The organism is Paenibacillus sp. EB106-06-01-XG199, assembly GCF_058791575.1.
Window position 1 is genome coordinate 128437 of record NZ_JBYTDQ010000001.1, and the last position, 20400, is coordinate 148836.

A 20400-nucleotide genomic window follows, 5' to 3' on the forward strand; every position below is an offset into this window, starting at 1 on the left:
TGGGCGCGACTACAAATCAATAAACGATTGTGTTAAAATTAGCTGTAGATGATAGGTTCAGTAAAGCTGAAACGGCGGGTTGGAAATCAGAGCAATCGAAGTGTAGAAGTGTAACGGAGCTTGGCAGCAGAAAACAGACCGACTCTCAGGCACCATGAAGGGCGGTCTATTACTATTTTGACTGTAAAAAGTCAAGGGAGCGGATGAGCCTGATGCGATATGCAGCAATCCTGATCGTATTGTTATTTGTTGTGGTTGTTTACTGGCTGTTTAACAGACGGCATAAGAGGGCCGGAAGTCCAAAGACTGCAACGGCCAGCAATGTGATCTCGATGGACAGACACCGCAAAGCTAAGCAGAGTTCCACGGAGCAGCTCTGTTCCTCATGCAAGAAGAGAAACGGCAAACTTATCTTTTATGCCCAGGATAACGGAAGCGTAGTCGGACTGTGCAAGGATTGCAAAACGAAAGCCCAAAAGAAGGATATGCTCCCGCTCTAAAAATATAGTTGTATTAGCCTACTCTTTATGTTATTATTATTTCTGTTGTGTGGAATACGGTGGTCCTCTGCGGATAATGAGGGAGAGCGATGGTCTCTCCGGAAGAGGCATGAACACCTGTACGGAAGGAGGAAGTCCTAAATGAATATCCTACAAGCAATTACGCAAGAACAAATCCGCAAAGATATCCCGAGTTTTCGCCCGGGTGACACTTTGAAGGTACACGTAAAAGTTATCGAAGGAACTCGTGAACGGATCCAGTTGTTCGAAGGCGTTGTAATCAAACGTCGCGGCGGTGGAATTGGTGAGACTTTTACGGTTCGTAAAATTTCTTACGGTGTTGGTGTGGAAAGAACTTTCCCAATCAACTCGCCTAAACTCGAGAAAATCGAAGTGGCTCGCCGTGGTAAAGTTCGTCGTGCGAAGCTCTACTATCTTCGTGAACTGCGCGGTAAAGCTGCAAGAATTAAAGAAATCCGTCGCTAGAATAGTGACAAAGGAAAGGGGCTTGAGTTCAAGCCCCTTTCGTTTATTCTTGTTGCTATATCCGGTTCTTCTCGACCCCAATAATGGACATTAAAATAGTTGCCTTAGGATCAGCTTCTCCGAAAAGGCCTCCTGAAGGAGTAATCGTGGAGGAGTTTTTGGCAGGAGTTTTTTTGTGTTGTATAGTGAATATAGGATGAAGAGAGGACGGTGAATTATGCAGCAGGATTTGCAGCAGGGACAAGGGGAGATCGTGGAGTCCGGCGGACAGAATCCCAAGAAACAGAAGAATGAAGTGTTGGAATGGATTAAAGCGATAGCAATTGCATTGGTTCTGGTAATTCTGATACGCTGGCTTTTATTTAAGCCGTTTATTGTGGATGGACCTTCTATGAAGCCTAATTTCCATACCGGTGAACGTGTAATTGTAAATGAAATCTTGTATGACATCCGCTCTCCGCAGCGTGGCGAGGTGATTGTGTTTCATGTACCTTCAGAGGGCAGGGACTTCATCAAACGCGTAATTGGAGTGGCAGGAGATACGGTGAAAGTCGAAGGGGATGTCGTTACAGTTAACGGAGAACCTGTGAACGAAACTTACATTCAAGGCGCGATTGATGAAGCGCATAATAATAATGCTTTGTACAATAATAAAGATTTCCCAAACGAAGATTTTACTGACGGCACAGTGCCGGAAGGACATGTATTCGTAATGGGGGATAACCGCTCAGACAGTACGGATAGCCGGATGATCGGTTATGTGCCGCTTGGCGATATTGTAGGCCGTGCAGATCTGATTTTTTGGCCGGTCAAAGACATTTCAGTAATTAACCATTAAGCTGACAGAAGTCAAAGGAGGTGACGGCAATGGCCATTCAATGGTTCCCGGGTCATATGACGAAGGCTAGACGGCAAATTGAGGATAAGCTGAAGCTGATAGATGTTGCAATAGAACTGCTTGATTCCCGTCTGCCGCTTTCCAGCCGCAATCCGATGATTGACGATATTTTACGGGACAAGCCGAGATTGATTATTCTGAATAAAGCAGATTTGGCTGATCCAGAAGCGACGCGCAAATGGTTGGCGTACTTCAAAGCCCAGGGGCATGTCGCCCATCCTGTAGATGCGTCTACCGGAACAGGTGTGAAGGAAATTCCTGAACAGGTTAAACTGCTGCTGAAGGAGAAAATTGATCGGCAAATTGCCAAGGGGATGAATCCGCGGGCGATGCGCGCACTGATCGTGGGGATTCCCAATGTGGGCAAATCGACGCTCATTAACCGGATGGCAGGCAAGAGTATCGCTGCAACCGGTGACCGCCCGGGGGTCACAAAGGGCCAGCAATGGATCAAAACAGGCGGAAATCTGGAGCTTCTGGATACCCCGGGTATTCTGTGGCCAAAGTTCGAGGATCAGGATGTAGGCTACCGCCTTGCGGTAACCGGAGCTATTAAAGAGGAGATTCTGAACGTCGAGGATATCGCCTTTTATGCTGTCAAATATCTGGTCTCAGATTATGGTTCCCGGTTTAAGGAACGCTTCGGGATTGATAAGCTTCCTGAGGATCTGGAGAACCCCGATGAGATCGTTGCCGTTCTGGAAGCGATAGGGCGTAAACGTGGCTGCCTCATCAGTGGCGGGCGAGTGGATCTGGAGAAGGCGTCACGTACGTTACTCCATGAACTGCGGGCAGGAAAGCTTGGAACCTTTACCTTGGAGATGCCTTGAGCACGGTAAAATAATGATTGGATTACAAGCCATCCACTTTTTGGGGTGGCTCTTTTTGTTGTCTTTGTTTTTGAAGCATGATAGAAATGGGTCCTATGCAGAATTTTATTTATTAACTTAAAGAAGGATGCCTCCTGACGGCTTCATATGATAAGCTAAAAAGCAGTAGTATTGAATATAAGTGAAACTGGCGGTGGATGAACAGTGAGTACTATAGATATGTTGTTATACGAAAAAGAAGGCTGGGAGCAATCATTTTGCCGGATTGCCGGTGTAGATGAGGTGGGCAGAGGCTGTCTGTTCGGGGATGTTGTCGCCGCAGCGGTGATATTGCCAGAAGGCCTTATTATAGAGGGGGTTGACGATTCAAAAAAGCTGAGCGCCAAGAAGAGAGAGGTTTTGTTTGAGCACATTATGGAGCAAGCGCTGGCGGTTGGTGTTGGTCACGTTGACTCTGCGGTCATTGATGAAATTAACATTAAACAGGCTTCGCGGCTGGCAATGAAGAAGGCGGTGGAGGGCTTGAGCCATACGCCGGATTACATGCTAATTGATGCGGAAAAAGTGGATTTGCCGCTTCCTCAGCGTTCAATTATTAAAGGAGATGCCAATAGTCAATCCATAGCTGCGGCATCCATTGTGGCGAAGGTGACCCGTGACCGGCTCTGTGAAGGCTTATGGGAGGAATTATACCCGGACTATGGGATTAAAATACATAAAGGCTACGCGACCAAGCTTCACCGCGAGCAAATTGCAGCCTTGGGGCCAACGCCTATGCACCGGCGGAGCTTCATCAGCCGGATATTGGCGGAGCAGCAGACGTTATTTTAAAAAAAGAACTTAAATGTCGATATACTAAGAAGACATTAAACGAAGGGAGGAGAAAAGGCATGAATATCGGATCTATGATTCGAGGATTGCTCGGAGACAGTAAACCGGGAGAAGCCAAGTCTTTGGAACTTAAGGAAGGCCAGGTCGTTCGTGGTGTAGTCCTCAGTGTGTCGGAATCCGGCAAAGAAGCGGTCGTTCAGATCCAAGGCACACCTGTCCGTGCGGAGCTGGAAACTCCGCTGCAGCCTGGACAAACCTTAAATCTGCAGGTTGCCCCTCCGGGTGAGGGCGGGCTGCCCGTATTGAAGCCGGTCTCCCTTGGCGAATCAGCTCTTGCATCATCTCAGAGCATGGGGGAGGCACTGGAATCACTTGGGCTGTCAGATTCCAAGGCAGGACGGGAGATTATTCAGGCCATGCAATTAGGAGGCCTGCCCCTGACCAAAGAGACGGCGGCGAAGCTCGATGCGGTGATGAACGCCAAGCCGCAGGGCGTGCCGACTTCGGAGTGGCTGGAAGCGGCAGTGATCTCAGTGAAACGGGGACTGCCTGTGACAGCGGAGAGCGTGAAGGGGCTGCAGCAGGCTGTGTTTGGTCCGAAACTGCATGAATTGCTGACCAAGCTTGAAACGGAGCTTACGCTCTGGGCACAGCAGGAAAGTGAAGGGGATGGTGGAAAGGCCATAGGTGGTTCGGAGAAGTTTACGGCTCCTTCCGGATCGGCTGCCCCTTCTTCTACCGGCAATACTGGTACTGGTCTCGCTGTGGCAGGCGGAGAGGTTGATGTCGATCCGGCAGCGGCTAAAGCTGCCTTAGCGGCTTCTGCTATGCCGGACGAAGCTGCTGACGGGGCCAAACCAGCTGTGCAGTCTACGGCAGCGCAGGCTGGTGTAGGGAAGGGTGAACAGGCTGCAGCGATGGCCGCGAACACACCCGAAGCCGAAGGTGCTAAGCCTGAAGCCGCAGCCAAGAACGTGGCAGGTACTGCTGCGGCTGTGCCGGCAGACAACGAATCTGCCGACGCAGGTGTTCTTCCTAAGGCAGCAAATGCGGCTTCAGGGAGTTCGGCTGAAGGAGCTGACACGCAGAATCCTGCCGCGCGGCTGAAAGAGAGTGGAGCAGATCCTGCGGTGGTACGAATCGGTGCAGGATCTGCCGGATCAGAGGCGGAGCCTACGGCGAATGCGGCAAAGCCGGGGAGCGCAGCTCAGCCGGAGCGTGCGCAAGCTGCTGCAAGCAATGCCAGTGCACCGGCAGCGCAGCAGTCCGGCACGGCCCTGCTAACGAAGCTGCAGGGCGTGCTCAGCGAGCTGCGCGGCACACAGCCGCAGCTCGCCGCTTCGCCGCCCGCTAACGTTGCGGGCGGAAGCCCTGCCCCAACGGCAGCTTCTACGCCGGCGGCAGCACCAACGCCAGCGGCAGCGCCAACGCCAGCGGCAGCGCCAACACCGGCAGCAGCGCCAGCGTCTACGCCAGCACCAGCGCCATTGGCTGCGCCAACGGCGGCAGTGCCAGCGCCTGCGGCTGCGCCGCCGCAGGGCAATGCAGCCCCGCTGACGCAGGCGGGGCAAACCCAGGCTCCCGCGGCGTCAGCGCCGCGCGGGGAGAGCCCGGCTGCTGCGTCAGCGCCGCAGCCGGGGCCCGCTGCCACCCAGGACACGGAGTCCTGGGTGGGGCGGGTGCTGAAGCTGCTCGGTGCGGAGCACGAGCAGCAGGCGGTGCGCGGCGGCTTCGCAGCAGCCGCAGAGGCGCGGCCTGTGCCAGCGGCCGCGGGAACGCGTGAAGCAGCGCTGCCGCTGGCGGCGCTGCAGGGCGGTGCGGCGGCGGGTGAAGACGCCGCCGACACGCTGAAGGGCGTGCTGCTGCAGGTGATGAGCAGCGATGCCCCGCCTGCGGTGAAGGAAGCCGCAGGCCAGCTTGTGCAGCAGCTGACGGGACAGCAGCTGCTGCTCAACACGGACCGTACGGCACCGTTCGCACAGGTGACGCTGTTTCTGCCGCTGCGGGGCGGGGATGGACAGGAAACGGCTTCTGTCCATATTCAGTCGCGGCGTGGCCGCAAGGGTGAACTGGATGCGGCGAACTGCCGGCTTTGGTTCGATTTGGACATGAAGCAGCTGGGACAGACGCTGGTTGACGTCCAAGTGGTCGACCGGATCGTAAGCCTCAAGGTGCATAATAATGATCCTTGGGTACTTGAACTGCTGGAGGATCGGCGGGAGGATGTCCAATCCGCAGTAGAGTCAATAGGCTACCAGCTTTTAAGCTTGCGCACAGAGCCCTTGCCGGAGCCCAGCTCGCTTGCGGCACCCGGTATGAAGACTGTGTCCAAGCTGGCAGACTATGTTCCTGACTCCTACAAAGGAGTCGATTACCGGATATGAGTGAGCCAAATGAAGTTTCACAGAACCTTAAGAAGGCTGTTGCACTGAAATATACTCCAGGCCAAAGCGAAGCCCCGGTAGTTGTGGCCAAAGGGCAAGGTGCTGTGGCGGATATGATTTTGCAGCGGGCCAAGGAGAACGGGGTTGCTGTTCAGGAGGATGCAGCATTGGTGGAGGTCTTGTCGAAGTTGGACCTCGATCAGCAGATTCCTCCTGAGCTGTATCATTTGGTGGCGGAGATTCTAAGCTATATCTACCAGAGTGACCGTTCTGCAGGAGAGCGGAGGCTCAAGTGAGGGAAAACGGCACAGGCGGGCGGTATAGCCGCAAACAAAAAGGCACAGCAGCTGAACAAGCTGCTGTAATGTATTTGACTTCCCAAGGTTACGATATTATTAAATGCAATTGGCGCTGCCGCAGCGGCGAGATTGACATCATTGCTGAGCTTGAAGGCAGGCTGATCTTCGTGGAAGTACGGAGCCGCAGCGGAAACCCTCAGCAGGGGACCCCCGAAGAATCTGTGAACACCCGCAAAATACGGCAGGTGCGCAATACGGCAGAGGTCTATTTGCATGCCACAGGTCAGGAAGAACGGCAGGTCTCCTTTGATGTGATTTCAGTATTACTGAATGACGATACGAGTATTGCTGCTCTAAGGCATATTCGCGAGGCGTTTTAAGCGGGTTTTTGTCGATTTAATGTCCATTTTAGAGCTTATGTCTTGACATTACTTCCGTGTCATGGGTCATTTCTTAAGGGAAATGGGTAAACATTATTGTAACTTTTAATGCTGCCATGAGGAGGGTTGTCCGCATGAGGAATCAACCATTTGATATACAAGTAAGTTTTACATGCCAAGAATGTGAACAGAAGATCGCTGTAGATTTAGGCGGAGAGCCATTATCCGTTGTCTGCTGCAGCCAATGCAACAAAACCTTCACCGTTATGCGGCCAGCCATTGCCGAGGAGATATTGATTGATTGGGAGAATGAGGCGCTTATTCAAAAGATTCGGGCCGAAAAGAGCCAAAGCGACAGCAACAGCCTGTTGTCACTGGTTATTAAAGTGATAGAGCTGCTAACCTGGCGGGATAAGGGCAATGGACAGGTGGAGGCAATTAGAGAAATGCGTAAATGGCTTATTGATCATGAAGAAGTCCCGCCACTCGCTGAATTGATTCAGCTGGATGCAAACCAGCGTTCCAACAAACGGGAATGGCGTAAATAAAATTAAGTTCAGCATAATTGTGAAATCAGAATATACGGAGTTTCCGTGAAAGTTGGGTGTACGCGAATGTCTAAAGTGTTTTTTACCTCAGACCACCATTTTGGGCATAAGCTGATTATTGATTTTGAGTCCCGTCCCTTCAGTGGTGTGGAAGAGATGAACCGGACGATGATCGAGAACTGGAATTCCGTGGTGGGGGAAGGGGATACGGTATTTCATCTTGGGGATTTCTCATTTATGAACCTGGAAGCGACGACGGGAATAGTATCTTCACTGAACGGCTACAAGATACTGATTCTCGGCAATCATGACCGCGGGCGAAGCCGCAAATGGTGGCTGGATTCGGGCTTCGACGAGGTTAGTGAATACCCGATGATCTACAAGGATTTCTTCTTTCTTTCACATGAACCGATGTATATGAACAAACATATGCCTTACGTGAATGTGCATGGTCATATTCATGGACAGAAATATGAAGGAAACAATCATTTTAATATTTGTGTGGAGCATTGGGGCTACAAACCGCTCTCTTTTGAGCAAATTAGGGATGCTGTGGTGGTAAATGAAGAGGGTTAATTCATCACCTTTTTAAATGCTCTTTCACATTTGTGCAAATAACTGGAGGATGATCTCCCGTTCAGCTATTGCGCACGGCTGCAGATCATTTGTATACTGGTTATAATATAATCTCGGAAAATGAGGAAGCACCCTTTTTCTTGAAACGACAACGCTTATTTTTGGCGTATTTCAGGAGAAGAGGTGTTTTTTTATGTATGGAAAAATGCACAGCGCCTGCCTGTATGGGATTGAGGGTGTGATGATCGGTGTTGAAATTGATCTGGCCAACGGTTTACCACAGACGAATATCATTGGATTGCCTGATTCTGCTATTCGTGAAGCTGTGGAAAGAGTGCGTGCGGCGGTCAAAAACTGCGGTTATCGTTACCCTCAACAGCGTGTTACGGTCAATTTAGCCCCCGCTGATCTGCGTAAGGAAGGTTCGGCATTCGATCTGGCTATTGCCCTGGGCATTCTGACGACAAGCGGCCAACTGTTGATGCCTGAGGCAGAAAAGCTGCTGCTGATCGGCGAACTTGCGCTCGACGGCAGCCTGCGCCCTGTGACAGGTGTGCTGCCGATGGTAGAAGCAGCGCGTCGCGCCGGATTCCGTGCTGTATTGGTGCCATTGGGCAATGCTGCTGAAGCTGCTTTAATTAGCGGGATTACAGTGTATGCGATAGAGCATTTGGGGCAGCTGCCGCAGCCTGAGCACGAATCGGTAATGAACATGGCGGACATCGCAAGGAGAAGCGAGGTAGAGCAAATAGTAAGTGTGAATACAATGGCTGTTGATGAATCGGGTGGCTCAGTCAAAACTAAATCTTCTCTGCCCATAGGATTGGCTGTTGCTGAAGCTGAAGCTGTGACAAAGGAGGCTGTCCTGCAAAATTCGCTGCCGTTTCCGGTTTCTGTCAGCAGCGGTCTTGCGAACAGCGAGCGTCCTCCGGTCATGGCGCTTACGCTGGATCATCTGAAATATATACCGGCAGTGATATATGAAGGATCTGCCATAACTGAAGACAACGGTATGCTGGAGGATTACAGTGATGTTCTAGGGCAAAATCATGTGAAGCGGGCTTTAACCATTGCGGCGGCGGGGATGCACAATATTATCCTGATGGGGCCACCGGGAACGGGGAAAACGATGCTCATCAAACGGCTTCCTAGTATTCTACCACCGCTGAATGACAGTGAATCTCTGGAGGTGACCAAAATTTTCAGCGCGGCGGGCAAGCTTAAGGATGCCCACAGCGGGCTGCTGCGGGGGCGCCCGTTCCGTTCGCCCCATCATACCATCTCTGCGGCAGGGCTTATTGGCGGTGGAGGGATTCCCAAGCCGGGGGAGGTCAGCTTAGCCCATCGCGGTATTCTCTTTCTGGATGAGCTGCCGGAATTCTCGCGCAATGTACTAGAGGTTCTGAGGCAGCCCTTGGAGGACCGGGTAGTGACGATCAGCCGTGCCCGCGCTGCATTTACCTTTCCTGCCCAATTTTTGCTGGCCTGCTCTATGAATCCTTGCCCGTGTGTAGAACACCTCTGGATTTATTAAATGAATAACGAATATTCACAATCGCTTTTTTGCGTCCTCCCTCTAATGGCTCAATCGTCTCCACGATGATTTCTTCAACGAGTGTTTTCACTATTTCACGTTTCGTTTCAAAAGTAATATCATTTTCTATTTTCGCTCTTAATTCGGATAGGAGCTCTTCAGCTGAATCAAATTGATAAGCCAGGTCTTGCTCTGCTTCCATTAATTTATCAAGTTCCTTAACGCGGTATTCTAATGCTACGGTTTCCGACAAAATATCTTGTAGTTGCTTTTCAACGTCGATTGCTTTAATCATCTTCTGGCGATAAAGGGAAAGGATACTTTGTCTCTCCGGTTCTTTTTCCTTTATTCTTTTTAGGATCATTGCTTTTTCCTCGATATATTTAGTCCTAAAAGTTTTTCTTGTATACATTCCTGTTTCGAGTTCTTTTAAAGCTTCCCCTGGATTCTTAATAAAACGAAGGCATTCTTGCCAAGCCAAGTCCTCTATCCATTCTGCAGGAATATTTTTGGAATAACATTTGCCCTGAAGAGGTCCCTTATAAGCGGTCTTTCCGCCGCACATATAATAAGCTTTTTGTTTCCTTTTAGGTCCATTAAAGGCGCCGCCATAATATGTCAAGCCGCAGCATCCGCACTTAATAACCCCACGTAATAAGTAGAATCTGGTCTGATTTCGGAAAGCTTCAATTTGATTATTCCTTAAAGCTTGTTGAGCCCGTTCCCAGGTTTCTACAGATACAATTGATGCCACCTCACGCACGATTAGTTCTCTTTCTCTAGTCGCTCGTTTTCCGTATTCATGGATGCCTTTGTAAGTTGGATTAACAATCATGTTCCTGATTCGTGAGGGGCTCCATACTCCGGCAGTGTTTTCTTTGCGCTTACCTTTTGTTACCTTCCTACCATGAACAACATATGAGGGCGGGATTCGCAACGAATTAAAATAATCTGCAACTTTAACTGTTGACATTTTTTCATTAGCTACAAGATGGTACATCAGTCTGATAATACTTGCTTCAGACAAATCTAGTTTGCCAGGAAGAGGTTCTTCATTTACTTCAAGAAATCTTTCTTCATTGACTCGGTACCCAAAGGGGACAATTCCACCAAGCCATTTCCCTAATCGAGCATGACGATTTGCTCCATGCCATAATGTGTCGAGGAGAGTGTCACGGTCAAACTCAGCTTGACCGGCTAAAACAGTTATAATGAATCGTCCCATTGGGTCGCCAGTATCAAAAGGTTCAGTCATACTTTTGATTTTAACACCATGTTCTTCGAGCTGGTAAATGGCATCAAGTGTGACGCGTGCCTTTCGGCCAAGACGCTTCATGTTGTAGATGAGCACGGTTTTGAAACGGCCTGACTTGGCATCATCCAGCAGCTGTTTTCCGTCCTCACGCTGATCTAGGCCAATTGTGCCGGTAACTCCATCATCTTTATACCAGCCTACAATATTCAAATTATGTAACTCACAATATTTCTGAGCAAATTCTATTTGATTTTCAATGGTTTCTCGTTCCTGCTGATCATCTGAAGATACACGTGCATAAACAACAACATCTTTCTCATGCAATGCATTTGTAAAATTAAGCATTTATAATTCCTCCACATTAAAAATTGATGGCATCGTCTACGGCTTCCATAGGCAGATACAGCCGTGTGGCTGTCTGACCGTGCCGCCAGGCAACACGGGATAAGTTAATCTTCACGTACCCTCTTTGAGGAGGGAGGGAGATATCCCCGGGAAGGACAGTAGCATCCTGCCTGGATCGGTAGAATGAAGAGTTATGTAGCTTGTAATTTCGTTCCACGTTGAGAAGCAACGGCTCGTCCCATTTGAATCCCTGACGTTGCTCGATGATCAAGGCTTGCGGGCGGGAGAGATCCCCTAACCCATACAATGAACGAATACGGGGCTGATGGAGGTAGTCGAGGCCTGTCACAGGGGATTCGTAAACGGTTGTATCGAGACTTGATGGAGAGTGGCCAGCATATGTAAAGGTAGACATGAATTTTGACTCGGTTATTCGATCTTGAATTTGATTAAGGCGTAGTTTAGCAAAATCCAGATAAATGTGGAATTCGCTGACCAGTAAGCTAATAACTTCACTTCGGTTCACTGGCAATTGCATCTGTTCAAGCATAAAGAACGGTATCATTGCATAAAGCGCAAATCGGTTTGCGTCGTTCTCTTGGGCTTCGCGAAATAATTCTGGCATCCAACGTTGATCACCGGAGTGACGGATGACATGGCAAAGCTCGTGAAAAAAGGTTTTTCGCTGTTCTATGTAGTCATCTCTCCTGTCAATAAAAATGACTTTATCCTCATTCTCACTAAATGGGCTATTGTCGTAATAAACGATGTCTACTCCGAAGATCATAGCGATCTTGTCTATATCAAGATCGTGTGGAGTCAGGATACCACCTAACAGATATTGTTCCTCAATCCATTGTTCCAGAGGGGTTTTGAAGTATTTGTAAAAATCCATGTTTCTTCCTCCCTTTATGCGCACATATGTTCTATTTGATGGTGAAAATAAAAGCCATTGCTGGCTTGTGAGTGAAATAATACCATTCTTTTAGGTGTTAAGGGAATAAATCCCATTTATATTTGTATTTTTCATAGTTTGCTTATTAGAATCGTCATTAGCTAAAGATACTGCCAGAAGAATAAAACATAACAATGAAATTAATAAGTATTTTAATGCTTTAGCTTTTTCTTTTGTGAAAAATGAGACTACGGCTAAATACAGAGTTAATAAACAACCAGGTATGCATAGTATCAGTGCAATTAATTTTATATCTTCCCAGAAGTACATTACAACAAAACCAAGGAATAGAAATGATATTATTGTCTTTATCTCTCGCTTAAATAGAACACCAAGAAGTAAAAAAACTATAAGTATGAACAATAATCGTTACCTCACTCTAATTCCCCATCGGTTGGGGGAGTTGCTCATTTGTTCTATTTGTTTGCTTGTTCGGCAGCTCGCTTCTTCATTTCCCGATAGCGTATGAGGGCAGCTTCCATCTCATCTATTTCATCTTGAGTGTAATTATCGGGACCTCCAAAAAAGGACATGTTTGTTTCGATGTTCGGTGTATCCCTTCTTCCTAATAAATAATCGGTGTCTACATCAAGGCAATCAGCTAACGCGACAAGAGTTTCATCTGATGGTGTGCTGTGTCCATTTTCATAATTGCTTATTGCGGATTTTGTCATTTTTATTTTTAAGGCAAGTTCCTCTTGAGTTAGTTTTCTTATCTTCCTCCATTTAGTAAGTCGATCTCCTCGGAACAATATTAGCCCTCCTATAAATTAAAAGTACAAGTATATTGTACATTTAGAAACAACTAAAATAAATGAAGTACACAATTCTTGTATTTATGAGTTGACATACACTAATCCTGTACTTTATAATCAACACCATAAGTACAAGAATGGTGTACAAATGAGGTGAACGACATGAAAAATGAATCCTTGACACAGGCTCGAAAGAGGAAGGGTTTCACTCAGGAGCAACTTGCAGAATTGCTTGGTTATTCTAAGGCAAGTGTAAGTAACTGGGAGAATGGTTATTCAAATCCGTCACTTTCGGATGCGTTCAAGGTATCTGAAATTCTTGAAGAAGACATAAATTTTCTTTTTTCTGGTTTAAAAGTACAAGTTCAGTGTATTTCTGGAGATTCTGAGAAGGAGGTGATTTGATTGGAAATCCAAGACATCTGCGAAGTGAAGGAAACGCGGAAGGCCGAAGAAGCGACCCGGCTGATCCGTGAAGGCTGGGTTCTGGATTATCGGGAGCATGGTCAAGGCTATTCCCGGTATGTACTCATTAAATTCAACTAAGGGGATGTTGGCGTGGAGAATCCAAAAGGTATCGAATACAAAGCTACCTATGAGCCGAACATGAGCAAAATGGTCAAAGCGTTACAGATCGTTAAGGAGGCACCGATTCCGAATCATTCAGAGGAAGTGCAAGACAAGCGGGATACCGCATGAGAGAAACCCGCCGAGCTGTACCGGCAACGGCGGGTGGGGGATACGGCAAGGGGATTTGCTTAACAACATCATACATCAGGCCTCTGTCCGATAGCATCCCATTAAATTGGACAAATGAGGTGAAACCAGATTGGCAATTGGACATTTTCCTGAAGCGCTCAAGGATGTCATGCAGCGCAGGGGAGACACATTAGCAAATGCTGGACGAGCCGCTCACGTTGATGGCTCTCAGATCGGGAAAATTGTTAAAGGAACCCGTAAAGCTTCCGAGCCGGTCATGAGAGCAGCGGTTGAACATTACGATGATAGTCAACTTTTCCTGGCTGCGGCGGCGGAAGTCACCGGTGGTGCTTCTGCTCCTTGGCTGGATAATGTGGACCTACATCGAGCCAGCGTGTTATTCAAAACGCTTGAGGAGATGAGGGAAGTGCTGGACGCTTCTGGACACGCTCCAATCAGCAAGACGAATGAACAGATTAATGATACCGAACGTCAGCAGATTAAACGACTGCTCATGGAGACGGTAGAGGCAATCACAGCACTAACCCACTTGGCTGCCGTGCTGTGTAAAGAGTATTCCTTTAGTTGGTTGGGGACTTGGAAGGAGCACCGGGCTGAGCTGAAGGTTAAAAAATATTTGAAATGAGGGAGTGCTTTGGAAAGAGAGCAGTTGGTTACTGAGGCAAGGGAAGCCGGTCAGCATGCAGCTCATAACCTGCAGATGATTCGGAAGAATCCGGAAAGGATGTTGCCCGGGAAGGCTGAAAACGCCGAGGAATATCTGAATAACATGATTCGTTTTGCAAGAGAAGAAATGAAAAATGACCGCCGGCTAGGGCAGTCACTTGGTTTGAAATCTCGGTTAGAGAGTCTCTTGATGTCCATTTTAACCCCGAAGCGTGAAAAGCGCAAGGAGGGGGCGACGTGACCGAGCAGCAGATTAGAAATTTTGGTCAGGCGCTGGCTGAACGTTTTAAACAGGTAAGCGATGAAAAGGCTGCCGCAGAAAGACTGTTCCGCGAATCACTTTATTCTCCATTATCAACTCGCTTTGAGGTTCTGGAGCTGGAGCGGAAACGGGATATTGCCCAAGCTACTTATGAAACATGGGACGAGGTCACCACTAATCTCCCCTCTGAGATTCAAACTGCTTTTTCAGAACATTATCAAAAAATAAATAGTTCTACGGAGGCTTAATTATATGAAATCTACTGGAATTGTACGCAAATTGGACGAGCTTGGACGGATCGTTATACCAATTGAATTACGTCGCACCATGAACTTGGAGATAAAGGACCCTGTGGAGATTTTTGTGGACGACGACAAAATTATCTTCCGTAAGTATGCGCCAGGCTGCGCGATCACTGGAAGCCAAGAAGATTTGGTTCCGTTTGAAGGGAAGTTATACAGCCGGGCAATTATTCAGCAAATGGCGGTAGCCGCTGGGATTAAGTAGGACAAGCAAGGGCTTCGGCCCCTGTCTTGGAGTATCGGAGCTTAGAAGTAACCTTCCTCCCTCCGGTATTCCAAGATGCGGCTGACGCATCAAGTACATATGAAAGGAGGCGGCAGCATATGCAAGTCATTCAATCTATTACAGTAGCTTCGGTACCGGCATTTATTTTCAATGTCGGTGGTGAACACAACGACAAAGCAATCATTGAAATAAAGCAAGTTGGCGAGGCATACCCCGATCATGTGCATTCAGAGTATTGGGTTCTTGATGAAGATGGTCAATTGATCGTCAGTATTGAAAACGCTCCTGTAATTGTGGAATATCGTCAGATCGTTGTGCATGAAGACAACGAAAAATAGCCCACTGGCATGGGCTATCACTGTTCTTTGAAAACTCAATAATTCACTTGCCCCCATTTTAACAGGTGGGGGCGCACTAAACAAGAGGGAGTGCTTGGAATGTCAACTGCCTTTTCTGCTGACATCAGTGGTCAGCGCATCGAGGTTGGAATTAAACCTCCTACTAATTACTCTCCGTCGGTGCTTACTATCCGGCAACAATCCGGAACATTCCAACTGCATGCCGATCCTGATCAGCTTGCAGAAGTGGAGTATGCTATCCGCTCTTATCTGGATAGCATCAAATACCCGCAGCCGGTTACTCCGGCAGCTAAGGAGGGAATCGCTTGAAACGTATCGTTCTGGAGCGCTTGACGCTCCGTAATTTCAAAGGAATCAAGGAATTTGATGTTCCGGCCAATGGTCGGGATATTGACATTTTTGGAGATAACGCCACAGGCAAGACCACGATATTCGACGGTTTCCTATGGCTCCTGTTCGGCAAAGACAGTGAGAATCGTACAGAACAGAAATTCGAGATCAAAGAGCTGAATATTGTCGGCATGGTTCAGCAGCACAAACTGGAACACGAAATTGAAGGCTCGCTCATGGTGGATGGCACCCGGCGGATATTCCGGAGGGTGTACGCCGAGAAGTGGACGAAGAAACGTGGCGCGCCGGTGGAAAGTTTCGAGGGCCACACCACCACTTATTACGTTGATGGCGTCCCACTCAGCATGCGAGAGTTTCAAGTTGAGGCTGACTCCATTATCAAGGAAGATTTATTCCGGCTGCTAACCAGCCCTTCATATTTCAATGGAGTGTTGAAGAAGGAGGAACGCCGCAAGGTGCTGCTGGAGGTTTCCGGCGATCTTACGGATGCTGAGGTCATTCATAGTAACAAGGAGCTGGCCGAGCTTCCTACGATCTTGGCTGGCCGTGAAATCGAAGCACATAAAAAGGTTATCACCGCTCGAAGTGCAGCTATTAACAAGGAAATTAAGGAACTACCGGTTCGGATCAGCGAGGTTCAGAGACAGATGCCTGACGTTGCTGAATTGGACGAAGATCTCCTAAAGGAAGATGTGGAGCTCTTGCGAAGCCGGATTGAGACCCGGGAGGCAGAGGTTTCCCGGATTCTCTCCGGCGGCGAGGTTGCTGTAAAGGAGAAGCGCCTGCGCGAGATTGAGGCAGAGCAGATCGATATCAAAAACCGGCTGCAATCATCGGTGCTGAATAAGGTGACCGAGAAGCGGAACGCCGTCAACCTTAAGCACACGAAGCTCGACCAGTACCGCCGAAACATCGAAGATAAGCAGCAGCGGATTAAACAGAATGAACGTTTGGCTGCTGGTTGTCGTAAGGAAGCAAACCGGCTCCGAGCAGATTTTACCGCTTTGAAAGAAGAGGTATTCGAACATCATCATGATGCGAACTGCCCGACTTGCGGCCAGAATCTTCCGGAGGAGCAGATTAAGGCGGCACATGAAAAGGCTGAGGCTGATTTTAATCTGCGGCTGGCAGACCGAAAAGCCCGGATTAATGCAGATGGGAAGGCTGCTGTTGCCGATGCTGAGAAGTTTGAACAGGAAGCTAAGCGGCTGCAGAGCGATATTGATGAACTGAACAATACCCTGGCTATCCTACAAGCAGAAATCAGTACGGCAGAAGCCGAGCTTACTGATCTGCGGGCGGGCGTCAAGGACCCGGCAGCAGATCCTGAGTATGCCAGCAAGGCTGCCGAGGCGAGTCAGCTGAAGCAGGAAATCGTAACTTTACGGCAATCTAGTCAATCGGCGGCTGCAAGTGTCCGGGAAGAGATCGGCAGGCTGCGGCTGGAAGTCGAGGACATGGAGCGCGATCTGGCCAAGTTTGACGGTATACGACGAGCGCAGCAACGTGTTGCGGAATTGGAACAGCAGGAGAGCAGTTTGGCAGCGGAATATGAGCGTCTGCAGCATGAGCTGTATCTGTGCGAAGAATTCACCAAGACGAAGGTTTCTATACTGGATGCCAAGATTAACAGCAAGTTCAAGCTTGCCCGATTTCGTCTCTTTAAGACACAGGTTAACGGCGGACTCGAAGAGGTCTGCGACACACTCTATAAGGGCGTGCCGTACGAAGGCGGGCTGAATAATGCTGCTCGGATCAATGTCGGCCTGGACATCATCAACACCTTGGGAGCTCATTACGGCTTTTCGGCCCCGATCTTTATCGATAACGCTGAGGCCGTGACAAAGTTGATCGGGACGGATGCCCAAGTGATCCGGCTGGTTGTAAGTGAAGCAGATAAGAAGCTGCGCATTGAGACTCCTGCTGTGCAGGAGGCGATCTGATTGCTCTTATGGATGGGGGATGAAATAGAGTATCGCACTCCTGATGGGAGGACTCTTACCGCTAAAGTCGCTGGTGTAAGTGGAAGCCGTATTTATCTCCAAGATGGTAGCGTCACTTATGAAAGTTACGTGATCAGAGTAATTGAAAAGAAATAAGGAGGCGATTTAATTGTACGACGCTCAGAAAAGCATCACAGCACAGAAAAAATATTGTCAAGAAAACGAAGCGCCACACTTTGCGCCAGAGTCAGGAAATTGCTGGAGCTGTCACAGAAACATCTATACCCCAATCGAAAAAACTGGTTGGAATGGTGGTACGTATACCAGCGGAATTACAGTCGAAAAAGCCGGTACTGAATTGGTTACGGGTTGCCCTCATTGCAACCGGTCTTACTGCGATTAATACACTGGAGGCGATTTAATTGAGCACAAAGCCGTTTGAAACAGGCCTTGCAAAGATAACAAACACATTTGCACCTATGATTGAGAGCCAGCTTATGAGCAATGGCGTCAATATGGACCAATATTCCAAGCAGTGCGTTATTAACGCTATTTCAGCCATTAACACGGTATTGGACAGCAAGGGGATCGACTGGAACAACCCTGACCTTGATAAGAACAATGTAACTCAAATTCTATTGAACGTGGCTTCATTGAAGCTCAATGCTTCAGCAAGCCCGCGCGAAGTCTACTTCCAACTTCGAAACATAAAAATCACCACTCCAGAAAAAAAGGATATTTGGAAGAAGCAAATTGAAATGGGAATCGAAGGGGATGGCAATGATGCTATCCTGTCCAACTTCGGACGGAACGTCGAGAAAGTTTATCCATATTGGCTTGTGAGGGAAGATGATCACTTTGAATATCCAAAATTCCGTGGTGTGAATTATGAAGCGCCGGTGTGGGCACCAACCGGGAAAGGAGAGGTTGTGCGCATTGTTTACCCCATCCTTCACACGGATAAGACGCTTCACTTTTACATTTCTGAGCGTGAGGATGTAGTGAAGAACCTCATTGCCCACATGAATAACAGCATGATGAATATGACCTTTGGGATTTGTGCTGATCGTTACAAAGCGACCCCTGAACAGAAAAAGAAGATTTCGGCGAAAAAGTCTGAAATCCTAAAACGGGCGAAAGAGTTGGGTCTTGGATCCCTTGATGATCCTGAATTACAAGAATATATCAGCCCTGCCTGGAGTGAGTATCAAAGCCGTGAATCCATGCTGATCCGGAAGATGCGAAACAATGTCGTGAAGAAAATTCCGAAGGATTTCGGCAGCGCCTTTGTTGAGATGCTTCACAACGAAGTTTCTGACCCGGATTTTGCTGCGGTCCACCGTGAGATTTCGGAGAATGCCAATAGTGAACCTATTGATATACCCAATGTCCCTCCCGTGAAGCCTACTGCAGAAGAACCTGAGCTACCTTCACAGGAGAAGCCCGACACTCAGCCGGATGTAAAGAATAAGCCTTCTGCAGATAACTCAGGGGCAGTCAATGATTCGGAGGATTTCTCAGGGGATGTTCCACCAATGGATTCGTCGTCTAGCGGAAATCCTGATGACCTTCTCTTTTAGCCTATGATTAGTATCCAATGTCTCGGCTCCAGTAGCGCCGGCAACGCCTACCGAATTACGGATGGGAAGACTGCCTTGCTACTGGAAGCCGGGTTTCCTTATAAGTCGATTCAGCGGGCGCTTAATTTTCGCATGACAGACATTGCCGGGTGCTTGATCACTCATGAGCATGGCGACCACAGTCGTGCTGCAGCTGACATAATGCGCACCGGGATTCCGGTGTACACCAGTCAAGGCACAGCGGATGCCCTTAACCTTTCGGGGCATCGTCTGCGGCCTGTGGCTGCGCTTAAAAGCTTCATCGTCGGATCATGGACGATTATGCCATTTGGCGTCGAACACGACGCAGCGGAGCCGCTGGGCTTCCTGCTTGCCAACCAAGACGGCGATAAGCTGGTCTTTCTGACCGACAGCTACTATTGCCGGTACAAGTTCCAAGGACTCACACACATCATGATTGAGTGCAATTATTCCATAGATATCGTTAATCGTCGTGTGCTGGACGGAGAGCTTCACCCCGCGCAGAAAAAGCGGTTGCTGCGCTCACATTTCAGCCTAGAGCACGTAAAGGAATTTCTGAAAGCCAATGATACCCGAAATGTTGAGGAGATTTGGCTGCTTCACCTGTCCGATGGAAACAGCGACGCTGAACGTTTCCAAAAGGAAATAAAGGAGCTCACCGGCGCCGTGGTTCAGGTGGCCAACAGATGAACGGTCCACTTGGAGAGCGTATTTGGAAAAGCATGATAGGCGAGCGGTTATGGGCCTTACGCCCAGTCGATGAAGAGGCATTCAAAAGAGAGGTGCGAGATTATTACGCTCGAGGCAATCCTGGCTTTCGGGTGATCAAAGCAGCCTATCCCTATATTTACATTCAAGACGAACGGAGGCCTGAACGATGAACGCGGTGCAGCAGCTAGATCTATTTGCGCTTATTGATCCACCGAAACCAAAAGCTCCAAAGCTGGCATCGCCCTTACTCAATGGAATGTACTACGAACGGGCCACTGGATTTTTTGTCTCATTTGTACGAGGGCGACGGCATTACGAAGTCTCTTGGGTACAATGCCTAGGAGACAAGGCGTGGAAAGAAAAAACAAAGAGGGAGCGTGCCATATGACAATGACAAAAGAGGAAACAGAACAGCGGTCAGAGGATATCATCAGAATGCTTACAAAGAAATTTGAAGATGCAATCGATGCGGGGCCTGACCAGGCCGAACATTTCTTTACTGCAATAGCCTTTACTTTAGGATCGCTCATTCCAATATCCATGAAACCTTCAGGGTACGGTCCCATGATAGGTCAGCTCTTGGATTCATTAACATCAGGAGTACAAGCGGGCATAGAAGCATCAAAGAGCGATGTGACATTCATTAAAGTCGTCAAGAGATAATGACTTTTCGGCTGCTACGG

27 protein-coding genes are annotated in these 20400 nt (G+C 48.5%); 24 read left to right on the forward strand and 3 right to left on the reverse strand.

The window, feature by feature from the left end; genetic code table 11:
• The first annotated feature begins 212 nt into the window (after positions 1–212).
• From AC3WT9_RS00695 to AC3WT9_RS00745, 11 genes are all read left to right on the forward strand, one after another.
• Positions 213–500, forward strand: a complete 288-nt coding sequence (locus AC3WT9_RS00695; protein ID WP_341094092.1) for a hypothetical protein — start codon at positions 213–215, stop codon at positions 498–500.
• 141 nt (positions 501–641) lie between these two features.
• Positions 642–986, forward strand: coding sequence for a 50S ribosomal protein L19 (rplS, locus tag AC3WT9_RS00700; protein WP_038593601.1), 345 nt, complete (start codon positions 642–644; stop codon positions 984–986).
• A gap of 217 nt (positions 987–1203) precedes the next feature.
• The gene (gene lepB, locus AC3WT9_RS00705; protein ID WP_341094091.1) at positions 1204–1824 is read left to right on the forward strand and encodes a signal peptidase I; all 621 of its coding nucleotides are present in this window, start codon (positions 1204–1206) and stop codon (positions 1822–1824) included.
• A 29-nt stretch (positions 1825–1853) separates the two neighbouring features.
• Positions 1854–2714, forward strand: coding sequence for a ribosome biogenesis GTPase YlqF (gene ylqF, locus AC3WT9_RS00710; protein ID WP_341094090.1), 861 nt, complete (start codon positions 1854–1856; stop codon positions 2712–2714).
• A gap of 219 nt (positions 2715–2933) precedes the next feature.
• Positions 2934–3545, forward strand: coding sequence for a ribonuclease HII (gene rnhB / locus AC3WT9_RS00715; RefSeq protein ID WP_341097709.1), 612 nt, complete (start codon positions 2934–2936; stop codon positions 3543–3545).
• Between the two features lie 59 nt (positions 3546–3604).
• On the forward strand, positions 3605–5929 hold the full coding sequence (locus AC3WT9_RS00720; RefSeq protein ID WP_492407155.1) for a TP0910 N-terminal domain-containing protein: 2325 nt from the start codon (positions 3605–3607) through the stop codon (positions 5927–5929).
• Positions 5926–6225 carry an EscU/YscU/HrcU family type III secretion system export apparatus switch protein gene (locus AC3WT9_RS00725; protein ID WP_038593587.1) on the forward strand — a complete coding sequence of 100 codons (300 nt, stop codon included), beginning with the start codon at positions 5926–5928 and terminating at the stop codon, positions 6223–6225. Before AC3WT9_RS00720 ends, AC3WT9_RS00725 begins: the two co-directional genes overlap by 4 nt.
• Complete coding sequence (locus tag AC3WT9_RS00730; protein ID WP_038593584.1) at positions 6222–6608, forward strand: YraN family protein; 387 nt, start codon at positions 6222–6224, stop codon at positions 6606–6608. The genes AC3WT9_RS00725 and AC3WT9_RS00730 overlap by 4 nt, the downstream gene beginning before the upstream one ends.
• Positions 6609–6742: 134 nt before the next feature.
• Entirely contained in the window at positions 6743–7156 is a 414-nt protein-coding gene (locus AC3WT9_RS00735) for a hypothetical protein (RefSeq protein WP_341094088.1), read from the forward strand.
• Between the two features lie 66 nt (positions 7157–7222).
• Positions 7223–7732, forward strand: a complete 510-nt coding sequence (locus tag AC3WT9_RS00740) for a metallophosphoesterase (RefSeq protein ID WP_341378954.1) — start codon at positions 7223–7225, stop codon at positions 7730–7732.
• Between the two features lie 193 nt (positions 7733–7925).
• The gene (locus tag AC3WT9_RS00745) at positions 7926–9266 is read left to right on the forward strand and encodes a YifB family Mg chelatase-like AAA ATPase (RefSeq protein WP_492407156.1); all 1341 of its coding nucleotides are present in this window, start codon (positions 7926–7928) and stop codon (positions 9264–9266) included.
• Here the strand turns inward: AC3WT9_RS00745 and AC3WT9_RS00750 are convergent.
• The 3 genes from AC3WT9_RS00750 to AC3WT9_RS00760 form a co-directional block, all read right to left on the reverse strand.
• The gene (locus AC3WT9_RS00750; protein WP_492407157.1) at positions 9223–10866 is read right to left on the reverse strand and encodes a recombinase family protein; all 1644 of its coding nucleotides are present in this window, start codon (positions 10864–10866) and stop codon (positions 9223–9225) included. The two genes, AC3WT9_RS00745 and AC3WT9_RS00750, sit on opposite strands and share 44 nt — an antisense overlap.
• Before the next feature lie 16 nt (positions 10867–10882).
• A complete protein-coding gene (locus AC3WT9_RS00755; RefSeq protein ID WP_492407158.1) occupies positions 10883–11761 on the reverse strand; it encodes an ImmA/IrrE family metallo-endopeptidase in 879 nt (292 codons plus the stop codon).
• A 476-nt stretch (positions 11762–12237) separates the two neighbouring features.
• Positions 12238–12573: a helix-turn-helix domain-containing protein gene (locus tag AC3WT9_RS00760; protein WP_492407159.1), complete on the reverse strand. Its 336-nt coding sequence runs from the start codon at positions 12571–12573 to the stop codon at positions 12238–12240.
• Between the two features lie 165 nt (positions 12574–12738).
• Here AC3WT9_RS00760 and AC3WT9_RS00765 point away from each other — a divergent pair, with 165 nt between their 5' ends.
• The 13 genes from AC3WT9_RS00765 to AC3WT9_RS00825 all read left to right on the forward strand — a co-directional run bounded on the left by AC3WT9_RS00765 (position 12739) and on the right by AC3WT9_RS00825 (position 20380).
• A complete protein-coding gene (locus AC3WT9_RS00765; RefSeq protein ID WP_492407160.1) occupies positions 12739–12981 on the forward strand; it encodes a helix-turn-helix transcriptional regulator in 243 nt (80 codons plus the stop codon).
• The gene (locus tag AC3WT9_RS00770; protein ID WP_492407161.1) at positions 12982–13122 is read left to right on the forward strand and encodes a hypothetical protein; all 141 of its coding nucleotides are present in this window, start codon (positions 12982–12984) and stop codon (positions 13120–13122) included.
• A 12-nt stretch (positions 13123–13134) separates the two neighbouring features.
• Positions 13135–13275 carry a hypothetical protein gene (locus AC3WT9_RS00775; RefSeq protein WP_492407162.1) on the forward strand — a complete coding sequence of 47 codons (141 nt, stop codon included), beginning with the start codon at positions 13135–13137 and terminating at the stop codon, positions 13273–13275.
• 130 nt (positions 13276–13405) lie between these two features.
• On the forward strand, positions 13406–13921 hold the full coding sequence (locus tag AC3WT9_RS00780; protein WP_492407163.1) for an XRE family transcriptional regulator: 516 nt from the start codon (positions 13406–13408) through the stop codon (positions 13919–13921).
• Between the two features lie 9 nt (positions 13922–13930).
• Positions 13931–14203 carry a hypothetical protein gene (locus tag AC3WT9_RS00785; RefSeq protein WP_492407164.1) on the forward strand — a complete coding sequence of 91 codons (273 nt, stop codon included), beginning with the start codon at positions 13931–13933 and terminating at the stop codon, positions 14201–14203.
• On the forward strand, positions 14200–14472 hold the full coding sequence (locus AC3WT9_RS00790; protein WP_492407165.1) for a hypothetical protein: 273 nt from the start codon (positions 14200–14202) through the stop codon (positions 14470–14472). Before AC3WT9_RS00785 ends, AC3WT9_RS00790 begins: the two co-directional genes overlap by 4 nt.
• 4 nt (positions 14473–14476) lie before the next feature.
• Entirely contained in the window at positions 14477–14731 is a 255-nt protein-coding gene (locus tag AC3WT9_RS00795; protein ID WP_492407167.1) for an AbrB/MazE/SpoVT family DNA-binding domain-containing protein, read from the forward strand.
• A gap of 119 nt (positions 14732–14850) precedes the next feature.
• Positions 14851–15090, forward strand: a complete 240-nt coding sequence (locus AC3WT9_RS00800) for a hypothetical protein (RefSeq protein ID WP_492407168.1) — start codon at positions 14851–14853, stop codon at positions 15088–15090.
• A gap of 99 nt (positions 15091–15189) precedes the next feature.
• The gene (locus AC3WT9_RS00805; RefSeq protein ID WP_341094074.1) at positions 15190–15420 is read left to right on the forward strand and encodes a hypothetical protein; all 231 of its coding nucleotides are present in this window, start codon (positions 15190–15192) and stop codon (positions 15418–15420) included.
• A complete protein-coding gene (locus AC3WT9_RS00810) occupies positions 15417–17405 on the forward strand; it encodes a hypothetical protein (protein ID WP_492407169.1) in 1989 nt (662 codons plus the stop codon). Before AC3WT9_RS00805 ends, AC3WT9_RS00810 begins: the two co-directional genes overlap by 4 nt.
• Before the next feature lie 422 nt (positions 17406–17827).
• A complete protein-coding gene (locus AC3WT9_RS00815) occupies positions 17828–18985 on the forward strand; it encodes an SRPBCC family protein (RefSeq protein WP_492407170.1) in 1158 nt (385 codons plus the stop codon).
• 3 nt (positions 18986–18988) lie between these two features.
• Positions 18989–19696 (forward strand): MBL fold metallo-hydrolase, encoded by a 708-nt coding sequence (locus tag AC3WT9_RS00820; RefSeq protein ID WP_492407171.1) that lies wholly within the window; start codon positions 18989–18991, stop codon positions 19694–19696.
• A gap of 372 nt (positions 19697–20068) precedes the next feature.
• A complete protein-coding gene (locus AC3WT9_RS00825; protein WP_492407172.1) occupies positions 20069–20380 on the forward strand; it encodes a hypothetical protein in 312 nt (103 codons plus the stop codon).
• Positions 20381–20400: the final 20 nt, after the last annotated feature.